The 19,698-nt window shown below is 67.4% G+C and carries 18 protein-coding genes and 1 pseudogene; 13 read left to right on the plus strand and 6 right to left on the minus strand.

Annotated features, from left to right (window positions below; all coding sequences use genetic code 11):
• The first annotated feature begins 13 nt into the window (after window positions 1–13).
• The 4 genes and pseudogenes from cobF to K883_RS13700 all read left to right on the plus strand — a co-directional run bounded on the left by cobF (window position 14) and on the right by K883_RS13700 (window position 2,416).
• Window positions 14–757 carry a precorrin-6A synthase (deacetylating) gene (cobF, locus tag K883_RS13690; RefSeq protein ID WP_036455503.1) on the plus strand — a complete coding sequence of 248 codons (744 nt, stop codon included), beginning with the start codon at window positions 14–16 and terminating at the stop codon, window positions 755–757.
• Window positions 758–761: 4 nt separating this feature from the next.
• A pseudogene (locus K883_RS28280) lies at window positions 762–1,004 on the plus strand (DNA-formamidopyrimidine glycosylase family protein); the annotation flags it as partial.
• Window positions 1,005–1,157: 153 nt separating this feature from the next.
• Window positions 1,158–1,625 (plus strand): zinc finger domain-containing protein, encoded by a 468-nt coding sequence (locus K883_RS28285; RefSeq protein WP_225324821.1) that lies wholly within the window; start codon window positions 1,158–1,160, stop codon window positions 1,623–1,625.
• A gap of 41 nt (window positions 1,626–1,666) precedes the next feature.
• Window positions 1,667–2,416, plus strand: coding sequence for an SDR family oxidoreductase (locus K883_RS13700; RefSeq protein ID WP_020821708.1), 750 nt, complete (start codon window positions 1,667–1,669; stop codon window positions 2,414–2,416).
• A 7-nt stretch (window positions 2,417–2,423) separates the two neighbouring features.
• On the opposite strand, the gene pgi is transcribed toward K883_RS13700, so the two are convergent.
• Together pgi and K883_RS13710 are read right to left on the minus strand one after the other, a co-directional pair.
• A complete protein-coding gene (gene pgi / locus K883_RS13705; protein ID WP_036454714.1) occupies window positions 2,424–4,088 on the minus strand; it encodes a glucose-6-phosphate isomerase in 1,665 nt (554 codons plus the stop codon).
• A gap of 167 nt (window positions 4,089–4,255) precedes the next feature.
• On the minus strand, window positions 4,256–4,576 hold the full coding sequence (locus tag K883_RS13710; RefSeq protein WP_072501217.1) for a chorismate mutase: 321 nt from the start codon (window positions 4,574–4,576) through the stop codon (window positions 4,256–4,258).
• 391 nt (window positions 4,577–4,967) lie between these two features.
• On the opposite strand from K883_RS13710, the gene pcrA reads away from it, so the two are divergent.
• Entirely contained in the window at window positions 4,968–7,310 is a 2,343-nt protein-coding gene (gene pcrA / locus K883_RS13715; RefSeq protein ID WP_020821710.1) for a DNA helicase PcrA, read from the plus strand.
• A gap of 84 nt (window positions 7,311–7,394) precedes the next feature.
• On the opposite strand, the gene K883_RS27910 is transcribed toward pcrA, so the two are convergent.
• On the minus strand, window positions 7,395–7,985 hold the full coding sequence (locus tag K883_RS27910) for a hypothetical protein (RefSeq protein ID WP_179945066.1): 591 nt from the start codon (window positions 7,983–7,985) through the stop codon (window positions 7,395–7,397).
• Window position 7,986: 1 nt separating this feature from the next.
• Window positions 7,987–9,039 carry a M23 family metallopeptidase gene (locus K883_RS13725; protein ID WP_014383910.1) on the minus strand — a complete coding sequence of 351 codons (1,053 nt, stop codon included), beginning with the start codon at window positions 9,037–9,039 and terminating at the stop codon, window positions 7,987–7,989.
• A gap of 329 nt (window positions 9,040–9,368) precedes the next feature.
• On the opposite strand from K883_RS13725, the gene sucC reads away from it, so the two are divergent.
• The 3 genes from sucC to K883_RS13740 all read left to right on the plus strand — a co-directional run bounded on the left by sucC (window position 9,369) and on the right by K883_RS13740 (window position 13,049).
• Complete coding sequence (gene sucC, locus K883_RS13730; RefSeq protein ID WP_009957827.1) at window positions 9,369–10,532, plus strand: ADP-forming succinate--CoA ligase subunit beta; 1,164 nt, start codon at window positions 9,369–9,371, stop codon at window positions 10,530–10,532.
• 12 nt (window positions 10,533–10,544) lie between these two features.
• On the plus strand, window positions 10,545–11,447 hold the full coding sequence (gene sucD / locus K883_RS13735; RefSeq protein ID WP_008254012.1) for a succinate--CoA ligase subunit alpha: 903 nt from the start codon (window positions 10,545–10,547) through the stop codon (window positions 11,445–11,447).
• A 75-nt stretch (window positions 11,448–11,522) separates the two neighbouring features.
• Window positions 11,523–13,049, plus strand: a complete 1,527-nt coding sequence (locus tag K883_RS13740; RefSeq protein ID WP_008254015.1) for an acetyl-CoA acetyltransferase — start codon at window positions 11,523–11,525, stop codon at window positions 13,047–13,049.
• A 6-nt stretch (window positions 13,050–13,055) separates the two neighbouring features.
• Here K883_RS13740 and K883_RS13745 read toward each other — a convergent pair whose 3' ends face one another.
• Entirely contained in the window at window positions 13,056–13,904 is an 849-nt protein-coding gene (locus tag K883_RS13745; protein ID WP_008254017.1) for an LLM class F420-dependent oxidoreductase, read from the minus strand.
• A gap of 242 nt (window positions 13,905–14,146) precedes the next feature.
• Between K883_RS13745 and K883_RS13750 the strand changes: the two genes are divergently transcribed.
• The 4 genes from K883_RS13750 to purH all read left to right on the plus strand — a co-directional run bounded on the left by K883_RS13750 (window position 14,147) and on the right by purH (window position 18,913).
• Window positions 14,147–15,043 (plus strand): DUF5336 domain-containing protein, encoded by an 897-nt coding sequence (locus tag K883_RS13750; RefSeq protein WP_008254020.1) that lies wholly within the window; start codon window positions 14,147–14,149, stop codon window positions 15,041–15,043.
• 38 nt (window positions 15,044–15,081) lie between these two features.
• On the plus strand, window positions 15,082–16,506 hold the full coding sequence (locus K883_RS13755; protein ID WP_231504835.1) for a cell division protein PerM: 1,425 nt from the start codon (window positions 15,082–15,084) through the stop codon (window positions 16,504–16,506).
• A gap of 180 nt (window positions 16,507–16,686) precedes the next feature.
• Entirely contained in the window at window positions 16,687–17,316 is a 630-nt protein-coding gene (purN, locus tag K883_RS13760; RefSeq protein ID WP_020821712.1) for a phosphoribosylglycinamide formyltransferase, read from the plus strand.
• A gap of 13 nt (window positions 17,317–17,329) precedes the next feature.
• Window positions 17,330–18,913, plus strand: coding sequence for a bifunctional phosphoribosylaminoimidazolecarboxamide formyltransferase/IMP cyclohydrolase (gene purH / locus K883_RS13765; protein WP_020821713.1), 1,584 nt, complete (start codon window positions 17,330–17,332; stop codon window positions 18,911–18,913).
• On the opposite strand, the gene K883_RS28290 is transcribed toward purH, so the two are convergent.
• Window positions 18,907–19,242: a hypothetical protein gene (locus K883_RS28290; protein WP_131810853.1), complete on the minus strand. Its 336-nt coding sequence runs from the start codon at window positions 19,240–19,242 to the stop codon at window positions 18,907–18,909. The genes purH and K883_RS28290 overlap by 7 nt on opposite strands.
• A gap of 25 nt (window positions 19,243–19,267) precedes the next feature.
• Between K883_RS28290 and K883_RS28295 the strand changes: the two genes are divergently transcribed.
• Complete coding sequence (locus K883_RS28295; RefSeq protein WP_008254029.1) at window positions 19,268–19,582, plus strand: LGFP repeat-containing protein; 315 nt, start codon at window positions 19,268–19,270, stop codon at window positions 19,580–19,582.
• Window positions 19,583–19,698 lie beyond the last annotated feature (116 nt).

The following is a 19,698-nucleotide window of genomic DNA, read 5'->3' on the forward strand; positions in this document are numbered from 1 at the left end:
TCAGGAGAGTTCATTGGGCCGGCACATCCACGTCATCGGCATCGGCGCCGGCGATCCCGACTATGTGACCGTGCAGGCGATCGAGGCGCTCAACGACACGCAGGTTTTTTTCGCGATGGACAAGGGCGACCAGAAAAGCGACCTGGTGGCGCTGCGCCGCGAGATCTGCGCCCGGTTCATCCGCGAACCGGGCTACCGGTTCGTCGAGCTGCCCGACCCCAAGCGCGCAGATCACGCCGAGTACCGCGACGCCGTCGCGGAGTGGCATGCCGCGCGCGCGCAGATCTGGGCCGACGCCATCTCGGTCGAGCTGGGTCCGCACGGCGTCGGCGCATTCTTGGCCTGGGGCGACCCATCGCTCTACGACAGCACCCTGCGCATCCTCGACGCTGTTGCCGCGCAGGTCGATTTCACGTTCGACGTGATCCCCGGCATCACCGCCATCCAGGCGCTGACCGCCCGGCATCGCATCCCGCTCAACGGGGTGGGCGAACCCGTCCTGATCACCACCGGCCGGCAGCTGCGCGCGCACGGATTGGCCGGCGATGCGGTCGTGATGCTCGACGCGGACTGCTCGTTCAAGACGTGCCCGCCTAACACCCGCATCTGGTGGGGCGCCTACCTGGGCACCGACGACGAACTGCTCATCGCCGGCACGGTCGGCGAAGTGGGACCCCGCATCGTTTCCCAGCGGGCCGAGGCGCGCGCCCGGCACGGCTGGATCATGGACACCTATTTGCTCCGACCGGCAGACTGAAACCGTGCCCGAACTGCCCGAGATCGAAGCGCTGGCCGATCATCTACGGCGCAACGCCGTGGGCCTGACGGTCGGCCGCGTCGACATCGCCGCCCTGTCCGTCCTGAAGACCTTCGACCCGCCGATCAGCGCGCTGCACGGCCAGACCGTGGTCGGCGCCGACCGCTGGGGCAAATACCTGGGGCTGCGGACGGACGACCTCTACCTGGTCGCCCACCTGTCCCGGGCGGGCTGGTTGCGGTGGTCCGACAAGCTGGCCGCGGCGCCGCTGCGCCCCGGCAAGGGCCCGATCGCGCTGCGGGTGCACCTGGGCACGCCCGGGGAGGCGCCCGGCTTCGACCTCACCGAGGCCGGCACCCAGAAGCGGCTGGCGGTGTGGCTGGTAAGCGACCCGCAGCAGATTCCGCAGATCGCCTCCCTCGGGCCGGACGCGCTGGACCTCGGCCCCGACGACCTGGCCCGCGTTCTGGCGGGCAACACCGGGCGGATCAAGACCGTCATCACCGACCAGAAGGTGATCGCCGGCATCGGCAACGCCTACAGCGACGAGATCTTGCACGTTGCGAAGATCTCGCCGTTCGCCACCGCCGGCAAGCTGTCCGAGAAGCAGCTCGCCGCGCTGCACGACGCCATGATCACCGTGCTCACCGACGCGGTGAGCCGCTCCGTCGGCCAGGGCGCGGCCACGCTCAAGGGTGAGAAGCGCTCCGGATTGCGCGTGCACGCCCGCACGGGACTGCCCTGCCCGGTGTGCGGGGACACCGTGCGCGAAGTGTCATTCGCGGACAAGTCTTTTCAGTATTGTCCGACGTGTCAGACCGGAGGCAAGGTCCTGGCCGACCGGCGGATGTCGCGTTTGCTGAAGTAGTCGCCCGTCCGGGACTTGACACCTGTCGATATGCTGCCCCGATGACTCGCCAGAAGATCCTCATCACCGGCGCCAGCTCCGGGCTGGGCGCCGGCATGGCGCGCGCCTTCGCCGCCAAGGGCCGCGACCTCGCCCTGTGCGCGCGTCGCACCGACCGGCTCGAGGAGCTCAAAGCCGAGCTGACGCAGAAGCATCCGGGCGTCACGATCGCCGTCGCCGCGCTGGACGTCAACGACCACGAGGCCGTCCCCAAAGTGTTTGCCGAACTCAGCGACGAGCTGGGCGGCATCGACCGCATCATCGTCAACGCCGGCATCGGCAAGGGAGCCAAACTCGGCTCCGGCAAGCTGTGGGCCAACAAGGCGACCCTCGAGACCAACCTGGTGGCCGCGCTGGTGCAGATCGAGACCGCGCTGGAGATGTTCAACAAGAACGGTTCGGGCCACCTGGTGCTGATTTCGTCGGTGCTCGGCAACAAGGGCGTGCCGGGCGTCAAGGCCGCCTACGCGGCCAGCAAGGCCGGCCTGAGCTCGCTGGGCGAATCGTTGCGCGCCGAATACGCCAAGGGGCCCGTCAAGGTGTCGGTCATCGAACCCGGCTACATCGAGTCGGAGATGACGGCCAAGTCGAACAGCACAATGTTGATGGTGGACAACGAAACTGGCGTCAACGCGCTCGTCGCCGCGATGGAGCGGGAGCCTGGGCGGGCGGCGGTGCCGTGGTGGCCGTGGGCGCCGCTGGTGCAGTTGATGCGGGTGCTGCCGCCTCAGCTGACCAAGATGTTCGCCTGAGGGCCGATCAGCTGGTCCGGCCTCGTTCGCTGCGGTAGCGGCGGACCAGGGCGTCGGTCGAGCTGTCCGATTGCGGCGCCGGGGAGGCGTCCGCGGTGAGCACCGGCAGCAGGGCTTTGGCCTGAGTTTTGCCCAGCTCCACGCCCCACTGGTCGAACGAGTCGATTCCCCAGATGACGCCCTCGGTGAAAACCTGATGCTCGTAGAGCGCGATCAGCTGGCCCAGCACCGACGGGGTGAGCCGGTCGGCCAGGATCGAGGTCGACGGCCGGTTCCCCGGCATCACCTTGTGCGGCACGATATCGGCGGGCGTGCCTTCGGCGGCAATCTCCTCGGCGGTCTTGCCGAAGGCCAGCACCTGGGTCTGCGCGAAGAAGTTGCTCATCAACAGGTCGTGCATGCTGCCGTCACCCTCGGCGGTGGGCAGGTCGTCGATGGGTTGACTGAAACCGATGAAGTCGGCCGGCACCAACCGGGTGCCCTGATGCAGCAACTGATAGAAAGCGTGCTGCCCGTTGGTTCCCGGTTCGCCCCAAAAGATTTCACCGGTGTCGGTGGTGACGGGGCTGCCGTCCGCGCGGGTCGACTTGCCGTTGGACTCCATGGTCAGCTGCTGCAGGTAGGCCGCGAAACGCGCCAAGTCGTTTGAGTACGGCAGCACCGCGCGCGACTGCGCGCCCATGAAGTTGGAATACCACAGGCCGATAAGGCCAAGCAGCACAGGAGCATTGGACTCCAGCGGGGCGGTCTTGAAATGCCGGTCGACGATGTGGAATCCGGACAGGAAGTCCGCGAACGCTTCCCGGCCGATGGCGGCCATCACCGACAGGCCGATCGCCGAATCCACCGAGTAGCGGCCGCCGACCCAATCCCAGAACCCGAACATGTTGTCGGTGTTGATCCCGAAGTCGTCGACGAGGCGCTTGTTGGTGGAGACGGCCACAAAGTGCTGGGCCACCGCGGCGTCGCCGAGGGCGTCGGTCACCCAGCGGCGCGCGGCGGTGGCGTTGGTCAGGGTTTCCAGAGTCGAGAACGTCTTCGACGCCACAATGAAAAGCGTTGTGGCGGGGTCCAAGTCGGCCAGGGTGGCGATCAGGTCGGCGGGGTCGACGTTGGAGACGAAGCGCGCCGAGATGCCGGCATCCGCGTAGTGGCGCAGGGCCTGGTAGACCATCACCGGGCCGAGGTCCGATCCGCCGATGCCGATGTTGACCACGGTGCTGATCCGTTTGCCGGTCGCTCCGGTCCATTCACCGCTGCGCAACCGGTCGGTGAAGTCGCCCATCCGGTCCAGCACGGCATGCACGTCCTCGACGACGTTTTGACCGTCGACGGTCAGTTCGGCGTCCCGGGGTAGCCGCAGCGCGGTGTGCAGCACCGCCCGATCCTCCGAGGTGTTGATGTGGACACCGGCGAACATCTGGTCGCGGCGCTGTTCGAGGTTGGCGGTGCGGGCCAGATCGATCAAGAGCCGCAGCGTTTCTCGCGTGATCCGATGCTTGCTGTAGTCGATGTAGAGGTCGCCGACCGAGACGGTCAGCTCGCGGCCGCGGTCGGGGTCCTCGTCGAAGAACTGGCGCAGATGGGTGGCGCCGATGTGTTCATGGTGCCTGCGCAGGGCGTCCCACGCCGGGGTGGCGGTGATGTCGGGGAGGGTGTGCAGGGAAGTCATTGGCGTCGCTCCTCTTCATCGCTTCGCTCTGCATCGTCGCCGACGCGGGTCAATGGCGTCGCTCCTCTTCATCGCTTCGCTCTGCATCGTCGCCGACGCGGGTCATTATGCTTCGACCCTATGGGCTCTGACGTGAAGGAGCCAGGTGTGGGGGGCGAGCGCCGGGCTCAGTGACCGAGCCGGCCCCTGCCCAGCCGCAGCAACAGTATCGCCAGGTCCTTGCCGTCGGGGCCGAGCTCGCTGTAGCGCTCGATGACCTTCATCTCGCGGCTGTGGACAAGTCGCGTCCCGCCGGATGCCATCCGGGCCTTGCCGATCGCTTGTGATACCTCGGTGCGCCGTTTGACCGCGGCGAGGATCTCGGCGTCCAGCCGATCGATCTCGAGACGTAGGTCGTCGATATCGGTGGCCCCTTGGGTCTCCACCGTCTCGATGTTCATCCCTGCTGCCTCCGCGCCTTCGTCGTGATGTGTGGGTTCTGGACTCATGCAGTATCGGGCCTCACTGAAGACGAGCCCCGGGCGCCGGAAGCGGGTCCGGGGCTCTGCGGAAGCAGTTAGACCACGGGCACCGCGGACCGGCACCCGTAGGGAAATCGGCGGCGCCACTCCGGGGTCGAGGAGCGTCGTCGACACTGCACATTGAGCACGAAATGAGTGTGCCATTAAAAACGGTGGGCGCGCAAAAAAACATGCTTAAGCTGCGCTTTTTGGACTTGGGTGCAATTACGGCACCGGCACGAGAACGGGGTCGAAGAATGCGTTCCGACACGCCCATTCTCCGGTGGCCCGCGGGGCGCGATCCAGGCTGGCCGAGCCACTAGCCTGGTTTGACGCCGGGGCGCTTTGTGTCACTGGGCGGCGGTAAGTTTGGACTGACATGAGTGTGCACGCAACAGATACCAAGCCGGCCTCGGAAGCCGATCAACTGCTCGAGGGGCTCAACCCGCAACAGCGCCAGGCGGTGGTGCACGAGGGCTCCCCGCTGCTGATCGTCGCCGGGGCGGGTTCGGGCAAGACCGCGGTGTTGACGCGTCGCATCGCCTACCTGATCGCGGCCCGGGGCGTGGGGGTCGGCCAGGTGCTGGCGATCACCTTCACCAACAAGGCCGCGGCCGAGATGCGGGAGCGGGTGGTGCGGCTGGTCGGTAACCGGGCCCGCGCCATGTGGGTGTCCACCTTTCACTCGACCTGCGTGCGCATCCTGCGCAACCAGGCGTCCCTGATCGAAGGCCTCAACTCCAACTTTTCGATCTACGACGCCGACGACTCGCGGCGGCTGTTGCAGATGATCGGGCGCGACATGGGCCTCGACATCAAGCGCTACTCGCCGCGGCTGTTGGCCAACGCCATCTCCAACCTGAAGAACGAGCTGATCGACCCCGCCGACGCGGTCTCCAAGCTGACCGACGATTCCGACGAGTTGTCGCGCACGGTGGCGAGCGTCTACGGCGAGTATCAGCGCCGGCTGCGGGCGGCGAACGCGCTGGACTTCGACGACCTGATCGGGGAAACCGTGGCGGTGTTACGGGCTTTCCCGCAGATCGCCCAGCATTACCGGCGGCGGTTCCGGCATGTGCTCGTCGACGAGTACCAGGACACCAACCACGCCCAGTACGTGCTGGTGCGGGAACTGGTGGGCCGTGGCGGCACAGAAGCACCGGCATCGTCCGACGACGTGCCGCCCGCCGAGTTGTGCGTGGTCGGCGACGCCGACCAGTCGATCTATGCGTTCCGCGGCGCCACCATCCGCAACATCGAGGACTTCGAACGCGACTACCCCGACGCGACAACCATTCTGCTGGAACAGAATTACCGGTCGACGCAGAACATTTTGTCGGCGGCCAACTCCGTGATCGCCCGCAATTCCGGGCGCCGGGACAAACGCCTGTGGACCGCCGAAGGCGCCGGCGAATTGATCGTCGGCTACGTCGCCGACAACGAGCACGACGAGGCCAGATTCGTCGCCGAGGAGATCGACGCGCTCGCCGACAAGGGCGAGATCACCTACAACGACGTCGCCGTCTTCTATCGCACCAACAACTCGTCGCGGTCGTTGGAAGAGGTCTTCATCCGCGCCGGGATTCCGTACAAAGTCGTTGGGGGAGTGCGGTTTTACGAGCGCAAGGAGATTCGCGACATTGTCGCCTATCTGCGGGTGCTGGACAACCCCGGGGACGCGGTCAGCATGCGGCGCATCCTCAATACCCCGCGACGGGGCATCGGAGATCGCGCCGAGGCCTGCGTGGCCGTGTACGCCGAGAACACCGGGGCCAGCTTCGCCGACGCGCTCGTCGCCGCGGCCGAAGGCAAAGTGCCGATGCTGAATTCCCGCGCGGAGAAGGCGATCGCGGGTTTCGTCGAGCTCCTCGACGAGCTGCGCGGCCGCCTGGATGACGATCTCGGGGATCTCGTCGAGTCGGTGCTCGAACGCACCGGGTACCGCAGGGAGCTGGAATCCTCCAGCGATCCCCAGGAACTGGCGCGGTTGGACAACCTCAACGAACTCGTCAGTGTCGCACACGAATTCAGCACCGACCGGGCGAACGCCGAAGCGCTGGACGAGTCACTGCACACGCCCGAAGACGAGGACGTGCCGGATACCGGTGTGCTGGCGGAGTTCTTGGAAAGGGTGTCGCTGGTTTCCGACAGCGACGAGATCCCCGAGGACGGCGCCGGCATGGTCACGCTGATGACCCTGCACACCGCGAAAGGCCTCGAGTTTCCGGTGGTGTTCGTCACCGGGTGGGAGGACGGGATGTTCCCCCACATGCGGTCATTGGACGACCCGACCGAACTCTCCGAGGAGCGGCGGCTGGCCTACGTGGGCATCACCCGGGCCCGGCGGCGGCTGTACCTGAGCAGGGCCATCGTCCGCTCCTCCTGGGGGCAGCCCATGCTCAACCCGGAATCCCGTTTCTTGCGGGAGATTCCGCAAGAACTGATCGATTGGCGCCGCACCGCGCCGGCGCCGTCGTTCAGCGCGCCGGTGAGCGGCGCCGGACGATTCGGCCCGCCGCGCGCGGCGCCCACTCGTTCCGGGATGAGCAAACGACCGCTGCTGGTGCTCGAACCCGGCGACCGGGTGACCCACGACAAGTACGGCCTGGGACGGGTCGAAGAAGTTTCCGGCGTCGGCGAATCGGCGATGTCGCTGATCGACTTCGGCAGCTCGGGACGGGTCAAGCTGATGCACAACCACGCCCCGATCAGCAAGCTCTAATCGGGCGAGAATACAGCGCGTCGAACGTGCACCCTGGGCGAGAAATCGGCGAAATCTTCGCCGCCAGAACACGTTCGGCGAAGGTCAGGCGTCCAGCCAGCGTTTGGTTTGCGGCAGCATCACCAGCACCGCCGTGGAGATCGGCAACAGCGGCAGCAGGTGCACGACCCACGCCACACGGGCGCCGGCGATGAACACGCCGATATAGGTGAGGAAAGCGACGAGCGCGCCGGCCAACAGGAGGTAGCGGCTGACCGGTCGGCGCTGCAGCAGCGCGATCACACCCGTCACCGTGGTGGCGCCGAACACCAGGGCGAGAAACGCCACCGCGATGCAGAACAGGCGATCGGTCCGCCACCAGCCGGCGATCAGATCGGTGGCCACCACCGACGTGGCCCATCCGCTGAGAATGCTGACCGCGCAGGCGGCGACAGCCGTGCGATCGCTGGGTTCCAGGGCCGGCACTCCGGCATAACCCGTCCGTCCCGCACGCGGGCCGCCCCGGGACGTCGGGGTCGGTGGAACGAATTGACTAGTAGGGGAGTCCGGCGTGGTGGGGATCGGTCCGGTCGGCGCGCGGCGGATGATCCGCGTCCGTGAATCGGAGGTAGATGAGGGCTCCGCAGTGGGCTCGGACGGAGGCGGACCGGAAGGTTGTTCGTTCGGCGCGGTCACCTCAACCAGCGTAGTTGCCGACCATAAGACCACGCTTAGCCAGCCACGGCACCGGATCGATCCGCTCGGTGCCGCCCTGCAGGACCTCGAAATGCAGGTGTGGGCCGGTCGAATTGCCCCGGTTGCCCATGGTGGCGATTTGATCGCCGGCCATCACGCGCTCGCCGACGCTGACGAGGGCGGTGTTGATGTGACCGTAGAGCGTGACCGTGCCGTCGGCGTGCCGCAGCTTGACCAGCATCCCGTAGCCGCCGGCCGGTCCGGCTTCGATGACGACGCCGTCGGACACGGCCAGGATCGGCGTGCCGATCGAGTTGGCCAGGTCGATGCCGGCGTGCAGCACGCCCCAGCGGTAACCGAAGTTGGAGGTGAAGATGCCCTTGGTCGGCATCACGTAGAGCGGTTGCTGCAAGCGCGCCTCGCGCTCGGCGCGGTCGTTGGCGAAGGCCACACCCCGGGCGAGTTCCTGGTTGTGCAGCGCCGCGGTGGCCGCGGGCTCCACCGCGATCACCTGGGGGCCTCGGACGGTGTTGCTGCCCGACCCGCCGGTGAGCGCGGACGCGTTGGCGGTCAGCACCGCCTCGGTCTTGGGGGTGTCGGCGTGGCTGGTGGCCGTGTGGGCGGCCGCGGCGGCGGCGCCGGCGGCCATCGCCGAGATCAGCAGGCGACCGCGGGCCGCGCTGGTGGGTTGCTTGCGGTGCTGTCCTCCGCGGCGGGCGGCGCCGACGACGTCGGTGGCGCGCGCGTGATCGAGGCGGCGCTCGGTGTGGGGCTCGACGGGGACCCGCGGCAACGCCTCGGGGGCGGGGGCGGCCAGCCACCGAGGCCTCAGGTCGTCGACCTCGTGGAGGTCGTCGAGCTCCGGCGCTAGCAGGACCTGCGCTTCGTTGTCGAACGTCGAGTCGTTGCTGAAGTCCAGGCCGGCGTGATCGCCGACGTCGTCATAGGAATCGCTGAAATCAAGGTCATCGAAGTCGAAGCCGTCGAGCGGAAGGATCTCCGTGACTTCGGTGCGATGGGGCTCCGCCGACCGGGCGCCTGCCGCGCGACTCACCCTCAAGATGCCTGTTGTTACGGCAGCGGGCGTGGCAAAACGGTGCTGGGGCAACCTGAAATGTCCTCGTATCGTGACCATAACGTTATCTGGACCCTAGGAAGGTATCCGCTGACGCGCGGGACTGGCAACCTCGTCGCACAATCCGGCCGGAATTGTGATTTGGATCACGCGGGCCGTCTATCCATATCCCGTGAGCTGTGCCACATCGGCGGACGCGGCGGTCAAAGCCATTTCGAGGGTGGATACAGTTCGTCCGTGCGAGTTGCCGGCTGCGGCACCGCCCACCAAGAGGCCTAAAAGTTGAGTCGAGCGAAGACAGAGAGTCCATGGACCTTTTCGAGTATCAAGCAAAAGAATTGTTCGCCAAGCACAACGTACCGACTACGCCGGGACGCGTGACCGACACCGCCGAGGGCGCCCGCGAGATCGCCACCGAGATCGGCCGTCCGGTGATGGTCAAGGCGCAGGTGAAGGTCGGCGGGCGCGGCAAGGCCGGCGGCGTCAAGTACGCGGCGACGCCCGACGACGCCTACGAGCACGCCAAGAACATCCTCGGTCTCGACATCAAGGGACACGTCGTCAAGAAGCTGCTGGTCGCCGAGGCCAGCGACATCGCCGAGGAGTACTACATCTCCTTCCTGCTGGACCGCGCCAACCGCACCTACCTGGCCATGTGCTCGGTCGAGGGCGGCATGGAAATCGAGGAGGTCGCCGCGACCAAGCCGGAGCGGCTGGCCAAGGTTCCGGTGGACGCCGTCAAGGGTGTCGACCTGGCGACCGCGCGTTCCATCGCCGAGCAGGGCCACCTGCCCGCCGAGGTGCTGGACGCCGCCGCCGTCACCATCAACAAGCTGTGGGAGGTCTTCGTCGCCGAGGACGCCACGCTGGTCGAGGTCAACCCGCTGGTGCGCGACCCCAAAGACCAAATCCTTGCGCTGGACGGCAAGGTCACCCTCGACGCCAACGCCGACTTCCGTCAGCCCGGCCACGCCGAGTTCGAGGACCGCGACGCCACCGACCCGCTGGAGCTCAAGGCCAAGGAGCACGACCTCAACTACGTCAAGCTGGACGGCTCGGTCGGCATCATCGGCAACGGCGCGGGCCTGGTGATGTCCACGCTGGACGTCGTCGCCTACGCGGGAGAGAAGCACGGCGGGGTCAAGCCGGCCAACTTCCTGGACATCGGTGGTGGCGCGTCGGCCGAGGTGATGGCCGCCGGCCTGGACGTCATCCTGAACGACAAGCAGGTCAAGAGCGTCTTCGTGAACGTGTTCGGTGGCATCACCTCCTGCGACGCCGTCGCCAACGGGATCGTGACCGCGCTGAACATGCTCGGCGACGAGGCGAACAAGCCGCTCGTGGTCCGGCTCGACGGCAACAACGTCGACGAAGGCCGGCGCATCCTGGCCCAAGCCAACCACCCGCTGGTGATCCAGGCCGAGACCATGGACGCCGGTGCCGACAAAGCCGCCGAGCTGGCGAACAAGTAAGGGACCCAAGCCATGTCGATCTTTTTGAACAAAGACTCCAAGGTCATCGTCCAGGGCATCACCGGTGGCGAGGGCACCAAGCACACCGCGCTGATGATGAAGGCCGGCACCCAGGTGGTGGGCGGCGTGAACGCCCGCAAGGCCGGCACCACCGTCTCGCACGTGGACCCGGTCGGCCGGGACGTCGAGCTGCCGGTGTTCGGCACCGTCGCCGAAGCGATGAAGGAAACCGGCGCCAACGTGTCGGTCGTCTTCGTCCCGCCGAAATTCGCCAAGGACGCGATCATCGAGGCCATCGACGCCGAGATCCCGCTGCTGGTCGTCATCACCGAGGGAATTCCGGTGCAGGACAGCGCCTATGCGTGGGCTTACAACGTCGACAAGGGGCAGAAGACCCGCATCATCGGGCCGAACTGCCCCGGCATCATCACCCCGGGCGAGGCGCTGGCCGGCATCACCCCCGCCAACATCAGCGGCCCCGGTCCGGTCGGCCTGGTGTCCAAGTCGGGCACCCTGACCTACCAGATGATGTACGAGCTGCGCGATTTCGGCTTTTCCACCTCGATCGGCATCGGTGGTGACCCGGTGATCGGCACCACCCACATCGACGCCATCGAGGCGTTCGAGAAGGACCCCGACACCAAGGTCATCGTGATGATCGGCGAGATCGGCGGCGATGCCGAGGAGCGCGCCGCCGACTACATCAAGGCGAACGTGTCCAAGCCGGTCGTCGGCTACGTCGCGGGATTCACTGCGCCGGAAGGCAAGACGATGGGCCACGCGGGCGCCATTGTGTCCGGCTCGTCGGGCACCGCGGCCGCCAAGAAGGAAGCGCTGGAAGCCGCCGGCGTCAAGGTCGGCAAGACCCCGTCGGAGACCGCGGCGCTCGCCCGGGAGATCCTGCAGAACCTGTAGGGGGCCGTGCCTGGCCGATGCCGCGAGGGGGCCCCGGATTTGGCCGGGGCCCGGCACACGGTAGATAGTGGGTCTATGAATCTCGACCCGAACACGCCCGTCATCGTCGGCGTGGGGCAGTTCACCGAGCGCATCGAGGACTCCGGCTACCGCGGAATGTCGTCGGTGGAGTTGGCGACGGCAGCGGCGCAGGCCGCACTACATGACACCGGGGCCGACGTCACCGCCGTCGCCGCGGCCATCGACACCGTCGCCGCCCTCCGGCAGTTCGAGATCTCCGGGCGCACCCCCGCGCCGATGGGCAAGTCCAACAACTACCCGCGGTCGGTGGCCCAGCGCATCGGCGCCGCGCCGGCACGCGCGATCCTCGAGCCCATCGGCGGCCAGGGCCCCCAGCATCTGGTCACCGAGTTCGCCGGTGTCATCGCCTCGGGGGAGGCGCAGGTCGTGATGATCTTCGGCTCCGAAAACACGTCCAGCATCCGGTATTTCGCCGACCGGGATAAGCCGGATCATTCCGACACGGTCGAGGGTTCCCTCGAGGACCGCGGGTTCGGATACGACGGCCTGTTCGACGACTACACCGTCGCGCATGGGCTGATCGGAGCGCCGGCCCAGTACGGACTGCTGGAGAACGCGCGCCGCGCCCGGCTGGGATTGAGCGTCGCCGACTACCGGCGCGAAATGGGCGAGCTGTTCGCCCCGTTCACCAAGGTGGCGGCAAAGAACCCGTTCGCGTCTTCCCCGGTGGAGCGCAGCGTCGACGAGCTCATCACCGTCACCGAGTCCAACCGGATGATCTGCGATCCGTACCCGCGGCTGCTGGTGGCCCGCGATCAGGTCAATCAGGGCGCCGCCGCGCTGCTGATGTCGGTGGCCGCCGCCCGCCGGCTCGGCGTGCCCGAGGAGCGCTGGGTGTTCCTGCACGGCCACGCCGACATGGTGGACCAGCCACTGCTCGACCGCCTCGATCTGACCTACAACTCGGCCTCGGTGCTGGCGGTCCAGGAAGCGCTCGCCGTGGCCGGTGTCGGCATCGACGACGTCTCGACCTTCGACCTCTACAGCTGCTTCCCGGTGCCGGTGTTCAACTTCTGCGACGGGACTCAGCTGGCCACCGACGATCCGCGGGGGCTCACACTCACCGGCGGCCTGCCGTACTTCGGCGGACCGGGCAACAACTACTCACTGCACGGCATCGCCGAAACGGTCAGCGAAATGCGGGATCTGCCAGGGCAATTCGGCCTGGTCGCCGCCAACGGCGGGATCATGAGCAAGTACTCCGTCGGGGTGTACTCGACCACGCCGGTGAATTGGAAGCCCGACAACAGCGCCGCACCGCGCGCCGAGGTCGCGGCCCGCCCCAAGATGGCGGTGACCATCAAGGCCGACGGTCGCGCGACCATCGAGACCTACACCGTGCGCTACGACTGGCCGGTGCGCACCGGCCTCATCATCGGCCGCCTCGACGACGACGGCAGCCGCTTCCTGGCCCTGAGCGAGGACCCCGATCTGGTCGGGTTACTCAGCGACGGCGAGCCGCTGGGGGCTTCGATCGTGGTGCGGTCGACGGACAAGGACAACCGGGCCACGCTGGCCTGACCGCAGCTACACGAGAGCCGCTAGTTTGCCGGCGAGCCGTTCGACGTAGGCGGCGACCTCGGCCTCGGGCTTGTCCGGCAGCCCGAACAGCACCTCGGTCACGCCCAGCTCGCTCCACTTGGCGAGCTTTTCGGGGACGGGCTTGAAGTCCAGTGCCACGATCTGCGGGGCGCCGTCGCGGCCCGCGGCCGCCCAGGTGTCCTGTAGCAGCTTGACCGGTTCGTCGATGTCGAAGTCGCGTGGGGTGGTGATCCAGCCGTCGGCGCTGCGCGCGATCCACTTGAAGTTCTTTTCGGTGCCCGCGGCGCCCACCAGCACGGGGATGTGCGACTGCACCGGCTTGGGCCAGGCCCAGCTGGGCCCGAACTTGACGAATTCGCCGTCGTAGGAGGCTTCCTCCTCGGTCCACAGCGCCCGCATCGCTTCGAGGTACTCGCGCAGCATGGTGCGCCGGCGCCCGGGCGGCACGTTGTGGTCGGCGAGTTCGTCGGTGTTCCAACCGAATCCGACGCCTAGGCTGACCCGTCCGCCGGAGAGATGGTCAAGGGTGGCAATGCTTTTCGCCAGCGTGATCGGGTCGTGTTCGACCGGCAGCGCCACCGCGGTCGACAGTCGCACCCGCGACGTGACGGCACAGGCGGCGCCCAGGCTCACCCATGGGTCCAGCGTGCGCATGTAGCGGTCGTCGGGCAGCGACGCGTCGCCGGTCGTCGGGTGCGCGGCCTCTCGCTTGATCGGGATATGAGTGTGTTCTGGCACGTAGAAGGTTTGAAAGCCGTGGTCATCGGCAAGCTTCGCGGCCGTCGCCGGAGAGATGCCGCGGTCGCTGGTAAAAAGCACAAGCCCGTAATCCATGCAGAGAATTAGAACGTGTTCTACCTGTGCTGAGCAAGCTCTGGTGATACGGACCGTCTCGCCGGAGGGCCGCCGGGGGGCTCGCCGTCCAAGACAGTGGCGGCGGCACCGGTTCCCGCACGTGCGCTAGCGTGGGTGATCGACCGCGTCGCAATGCGGTGACGCGCCTGCAAGCACAGCGTCGCATCGCCACCGCGGCGCCCGCTCGGCACTTAAAGGCACTGGTAGCAACAGGAGGAGCAATGACCTACTCTCCCGGTAGCCCCGGATACCCACCGCCGCAGTCCGGCGGCACGTATGCAGGCGCCACACCCTCGTTCGCCAAAGAAGACGACGGCAAGAGCAAGCTGCCGCTGTATCTGAACATTGCGGTGGTGGTGCTCGGCTTGGTGGCTTACCTCCTGAACTTCGGGCCCACGTTCACCATCAGCGCCGACCTCGGGCCGGGCATCGGTGGCCGCGCCGGCGATGCCGGTACCGCGGTCGTGGTTGCCCTGCTCGCCGCGCTGCTCGCCGGCCTGAGCCTGCTCCCGAAAGCCAAGAGCTACGTGGGCGTTGTCGCGGTCATCGCGGTGTTAGGAGCGCTGCTGGCCATCACCGAGACGATCAACCTGCCCGCCGGTTTCGCCATCGGCTGGGCGATGTGGCCCCTGGTGGCGGCCATCGTGCTGCAGGCGATCGCCGCGGTCGTCGTCGTGTTGCTGGACTCCGGCGTGATCACGGCGCCGACGCCGCGCCCCAAGTACGACCCCTATTCGCAGTACGGCCAGTACGGGCAATACGGGCAGTACGGCCAGCAGCCCTACTACGGTCAGCCGGGCGGCCAGCAGCACGGCGGCCAGCAGGGATACGGATCGCAATACGGCGGTTATGGGGCCAGCGGTGCGCCGACCCAGGGCGGCGCGCCGACCGGCGGTTTCGGCGCCCAGCCTTCGCCGCAATCGGGCTCGCAGCCGTCCGCGCAGCACCAGGGCTCGTCGACGCCCCCCACCGGCTTCCCCAGCTTCAGCCCGCCGCCGAACGTCGGCGGCGGATCGGACGCCGGTTCACCCACCAACTACTCCGAGCAATCCGGCGGTCAATCCTTCGGCCAGGAGCAGCAGTCGCCGTCCTCACCGTCTGGCCCAGCGCCCGCCTAACCGTGCGCTGTCGCGCCTAGTCGGGGACGTGCCCAAGAGTGACACGGCTAGAGGACAACCGGGCAGCGGGCGCTCGCCAGGCGCGTGACCTCGTCAGGGTCGCGTTCGCCCCGGCCGTGGTGGCGTTGGTCATCATCGCCGCGGTCACGCTCATCCAACTGCTGATCGCCAACAGCGACATGACCGGCGCCCTGGGCGCCATCGCCAGCATGTGGCTCGGCGTGCACCAGGTGCCGATCTCCATCGGCGGCCGCGAACTCGGTGTGATGCCGCTGCTGCCGGTGCTGCTCATGGTCTGGGCCACCGCGCGCAGCACGGCGCGGGCCACCTCGCCGCATTCGTCGTGGCTGGTCGTTCGCTGGGTGGTGGCGTCGGCGCTGGGCGGGCCCTTGCTGATGACGGCCATCGCCCTGGCCGTCATCCACGACGCGTCGTCGGTGATCACCGAGCTGCAAACCCCGAGCGCGCTGCGCGCGTTCCTCAGCGTGCTCGTGGTTCACGCAGCCGGCGCGGGAATCGGGGTGTGGTCCCGGGTCGGGCCACGCGCGCTGGCGGTGTCGTCGTTGCCCTATTGGCTGGGCGATTCGCTGCGCGCCGCGTCCGCCGGCCTGCTGGCGTTGCTCGGGCTCTCCGGGTTCGTGACGGCCGGGTCGCTCGTCGTGCACTGGGCGACCATGCAGGAGCTCTACGGCATCACCGATTCGATCTTCGGCGAGTTCAGCCTCACCCTGCTGTCAATGCTGTACGCGCCCAACGTGATTGTGGGCACCGCGGCGGTCGCCGTCGGCTCCAGCGCCCACATCGGTTTCGCGACGTTCAGCTCGTTCACCGTGTTCGGTGGCGATATTCCGGCCTTGCCGGTGTTGGCGGCGGTGCCCAGGCCGCCGCTGGGGCCGGTATGGGTTGCGCTGCTCATCATCGGTGCGTCGTCGGGCGTGGCGGTGGGACAGCAGTGCGCCCGGCGTGCGCTGCCGCCGGCCGCGGCGATGGTCAAGCTGTTGGTCGCCTCGGCCGCCGGGGCTTTGGTGATGTCGCTGCTCGCGTACGCCGGGAGCGGCCAGCTGGGTAACTTCGGCCATGTCGGCGTCGACCAGGGCGCGTTGCTGCTCGGTGTCTTCTTCTGGTTCACGGTGATCGGCGGGATCACCGTCGTGCTGAGTGGGGGGATCAGGCCCCGGCCCAGGCGGTTGCGGGCCAAACCCGCGTCCGCCGCACCGGCCGAAGAGCCGGCCGATTTCGCCGATGTTTTCGACGATCGGGTGGCGGAGGAGGACGTCTTCGAGGGTCCCGCGGGTGATCCGGGGGAGGGCGAGCTGGGGTCTCCGGCGGTGGAGGGCGATGCCGCGGAGGGTGAGCCGGGGTCGCCCGCGGCGGAGGGCGAGGCGGGGTCGCCCGCGGTGGAGGGCGATGCCGCGGAGGGTGAGCCGGGGTCTCCCGCGGCCGAACGCGATCCGGAGCAATAGGCAAATTGCCCACCTCCGAGCGACAAACCCGGTGGGAAATTGCGGGCGTCGGGCGGTTGTCGCTCGGAGGTGGGCAATTGCCCTATTGGCCAGCTTGATCGTCAAACGCACGCCGCCGATCGTTGGGCTCCTCAGCGCGCCCGTGAGGGCGCGCATCGTCGCCCGACTAGGCTCGCCGATGTGGTCGAAGCCCTCCATGTGCCCCCCAACGCGTCGGCGCGGGTAGTGGTACTGGCGTCGGGCACCGGATCGCTGCTGAACTCCCTGATCGCCGCCGCGGTCGCGGACTATCCTGCCCGGATCGTCGCCGTCGGCGCCGACCGCGACTGCCTGGCCACCGAGATCGCCGCGGCCGCGTCCCTGCCCACCTTCACCGTCCGTCTCGGCGACCACCCCGACCGCGTCGCCTGGGACGCCGCTATCACCGAGGCCACCGCGGCTCACTCGCCCGACCTGGTGGTGTCCGCGGGATTCATGAAAATCCTTGGACCACAATTCCTTTCACGGTTCTACGGGCGCGTCATCAACACGCATCCGGCGCTGCTGCCGGCGTTCCCGGGCGCGCATGGGGTGGCCGACGCGTTGGCCTACGGCGTGAAAATCACAGGCTGTACGGTGCACCTGGTGGACGCCGGGACGGACACCGGGCCGATCCTGGCGCAGCAATCCGTTCCCGTGCTCGACGGCGACAACGAAGAGACTTTGCATGAACGCATCAAGGTCACCGAACGCAAGCTGCTCGCGGACGTGGTGGCCGCGATCGCAACCGGCGGGCTGACCCTGGTCGGGAGAAAAGCGACGATCGGATGAAAGGCGACAACGGATGAGCACCGACGACTGGCGGGAGAACGCCAAAAGGCCGATCCGCCGCGCCTTGATCAGCGTGTACGACAAGACCGGGCTCATCGACCTGGCCCAGGGGCTGACCGCGGCGGGCGTCGAGATCGTCTCCACGGGATCCACCGCGAAGAACATTGCCGAAAAGGGCATTCCGGTGACCCGGGTCGAGGAACTGACCGGTTTCCCCGAAGTGCTCGACGGCCGCGTCAAGACCCTGCACCCGCGCGTGCACGCGGGCCTGCTGGCGGATCTGCGCAAACCCGAGCACGCCGAGGCGCTCGAACAGCTCGGCATCGCGGCCTTCGAACTCGTCGTCGTCAACCTGTACCCGTTCAGCGAGACGGTGGACTCCGGCGCGAGCATCGACGAATGCGTCGAACAGATCGACATCGGGGGACCGTCGATGGTGCGCGCCGCCGCGAAGAACCATCCCAGCGTGGCGGTGATCACCGACCCGCAGGGCTATGACGGCGTGCTGGCCGCGGTCCGGCAGGGCGGGTTTACGCTCGCCGAGCGCAAAAGACTGGCGGCGCTGGCGTTTCAGCACACCGCCGAATACGACATCGCGGTGGCGAGCTGGATGGAGTCGACGCTGGCCCCCGAACATCCAGCGACCGCCTTCCCGAAGTGGCTGGGCCGCAGCTGGCGCCGTTCGGCGATGCTGCGCTACGGCGAGAACCCGCACCAGCAGGCCGCGCTCTACAGCGACCCGAGCGCGTGGCCCGGGCTGGCGCAGGCCGAGCAGCTGCATGGAAAAGAGATGTCCTACAACAACTTCACCGACGCGGACGCGGCATGGCGGGCCGCCTTCGACCACGAAGAGACATGCGTGGCAATCATCAAGCACGCCAACCCATGTGGAATCGCGATTTCGTCGGCCTCGGTGGCGGACGCCCATCGCAAGGCCCACGAATGCGATCCGCTGAGCGCATTCGGAGGGGTCATCGCGGCCAACACCGAAGTCAGCGTCGAGATGGCCGAATACGTCAGCACCATTTTCACCGAAGTCATCATCGCGCCCGCCTACGATCCGGCCGCCCTGGACATCCTGACCCGCAAGAAGAACATCCGGGTGCTGGTCGCCTCCGAGCCGCTCACCGGCGGCACCGAACTGCGGCCCGTCAGTGGCGGGCTGTTGGTACAGCAGCGCGACGAGCTCGACGCCCACGGGGACAACCCGGCGAATTGGACCCTGGCGACGGGGGACCCCGCCGACCCGAAAACGCTGGCGGACCTCGCTTTTGCCTGGCGGGTATGCCGCGCCGTCAAATCGAATGCGATCGTGATCGCCGCCGGCGGCGCCACCATCGGCGTCGGCATGGGTCAGGTGAACCGCGTCGACGCCGCGCGGCTGGCCGTCGAACGCGGCGGGGATCGGGTGCGCGGCGCGGTCGTGGCCTCGGACGCGTTCTTCCCCTTCCCCGACGGACTGGAGACGCTGACCGCTGCCGGGGTGAGGGCCATCGTGCATCCGGGCGGATCGGTGCGCGATGACGAGGTGACCGCGGCCGCGGCCAATGCCGGCATCACGCTGTATCTCACTGGGGCGCGCCACTTCGCTCACTGAAGATCGGCAGTTGTCGATCTCAGTCCTTGCTCTCTGGTCGCGAATGGAAATAGCATCACTTTGGGTCGGCAATAGCGGGGCGAACACAATTCGAGAGGAATTGATATGCGCGCGAACGCAATACGAACGGCCACAATTTCCGTCGCGATTGCGAGTGTCGCACTCGTCGGCGCAGGATGCTCGGCAAATAAATCGGGTGAAGCCGGCAGTTCAACAACTACACCCGCTTCGTCGGCCGCAACCTCGAGCTCAGCCGCCGCGGGAACTTCAGCAGCAACGACTCCGAGCGCGCCAGGCAGCACGACGCAGATTCCGGGTGCAAACGGCACGCCATACACCGTTCAGGGACCAATCTTGGCGAAGTACCAGTCCCTCGACGACAAGGCGCGCAAGGACTTAGGGGCCCCGAAGGATAATCAGCAAACAAATCCCGACGGTGGCACCTACCAGCAATTCGATGGCGGCGTCATCGTCAACAAGACGCAGGCCTACGTGGTGTGGGGCTTGATCCGCGACAAGTGGAATGAGCTCGGCGGCTCGCAGGGCAAGCTCGGTTATCCGACGAGTGACGAGGTCGACACCCCCGATGGCATGAAGAAGTCAACTTTCGAGCACGGCACGATCACGTGGAAGCCGGGTGACGCGCAGGCCGTCGTCAGCTACAGCTGAGCGGTGTTCAGGTGCAGCATCGCGCTGCGCTCGGGATCTCCGACCGGGTGCCGGGCAGTCGATCAGCTTGCCCGGCACCCGCGTACTTGGGGGAGGGCATAGTGTCCCATCGGCGG

Origin of the sequence: Mycobacterium sp. TKK-01-0059, from assembly GCF_000709305.1 — a bacterium.
GTDB classification, from domain to species: Bacteria; Actinomycetota; Actinomycetes; order Mycobacteriales; family Mycobacteriaceae; genus Mycobacterium; species Mycobacterium intracellulare.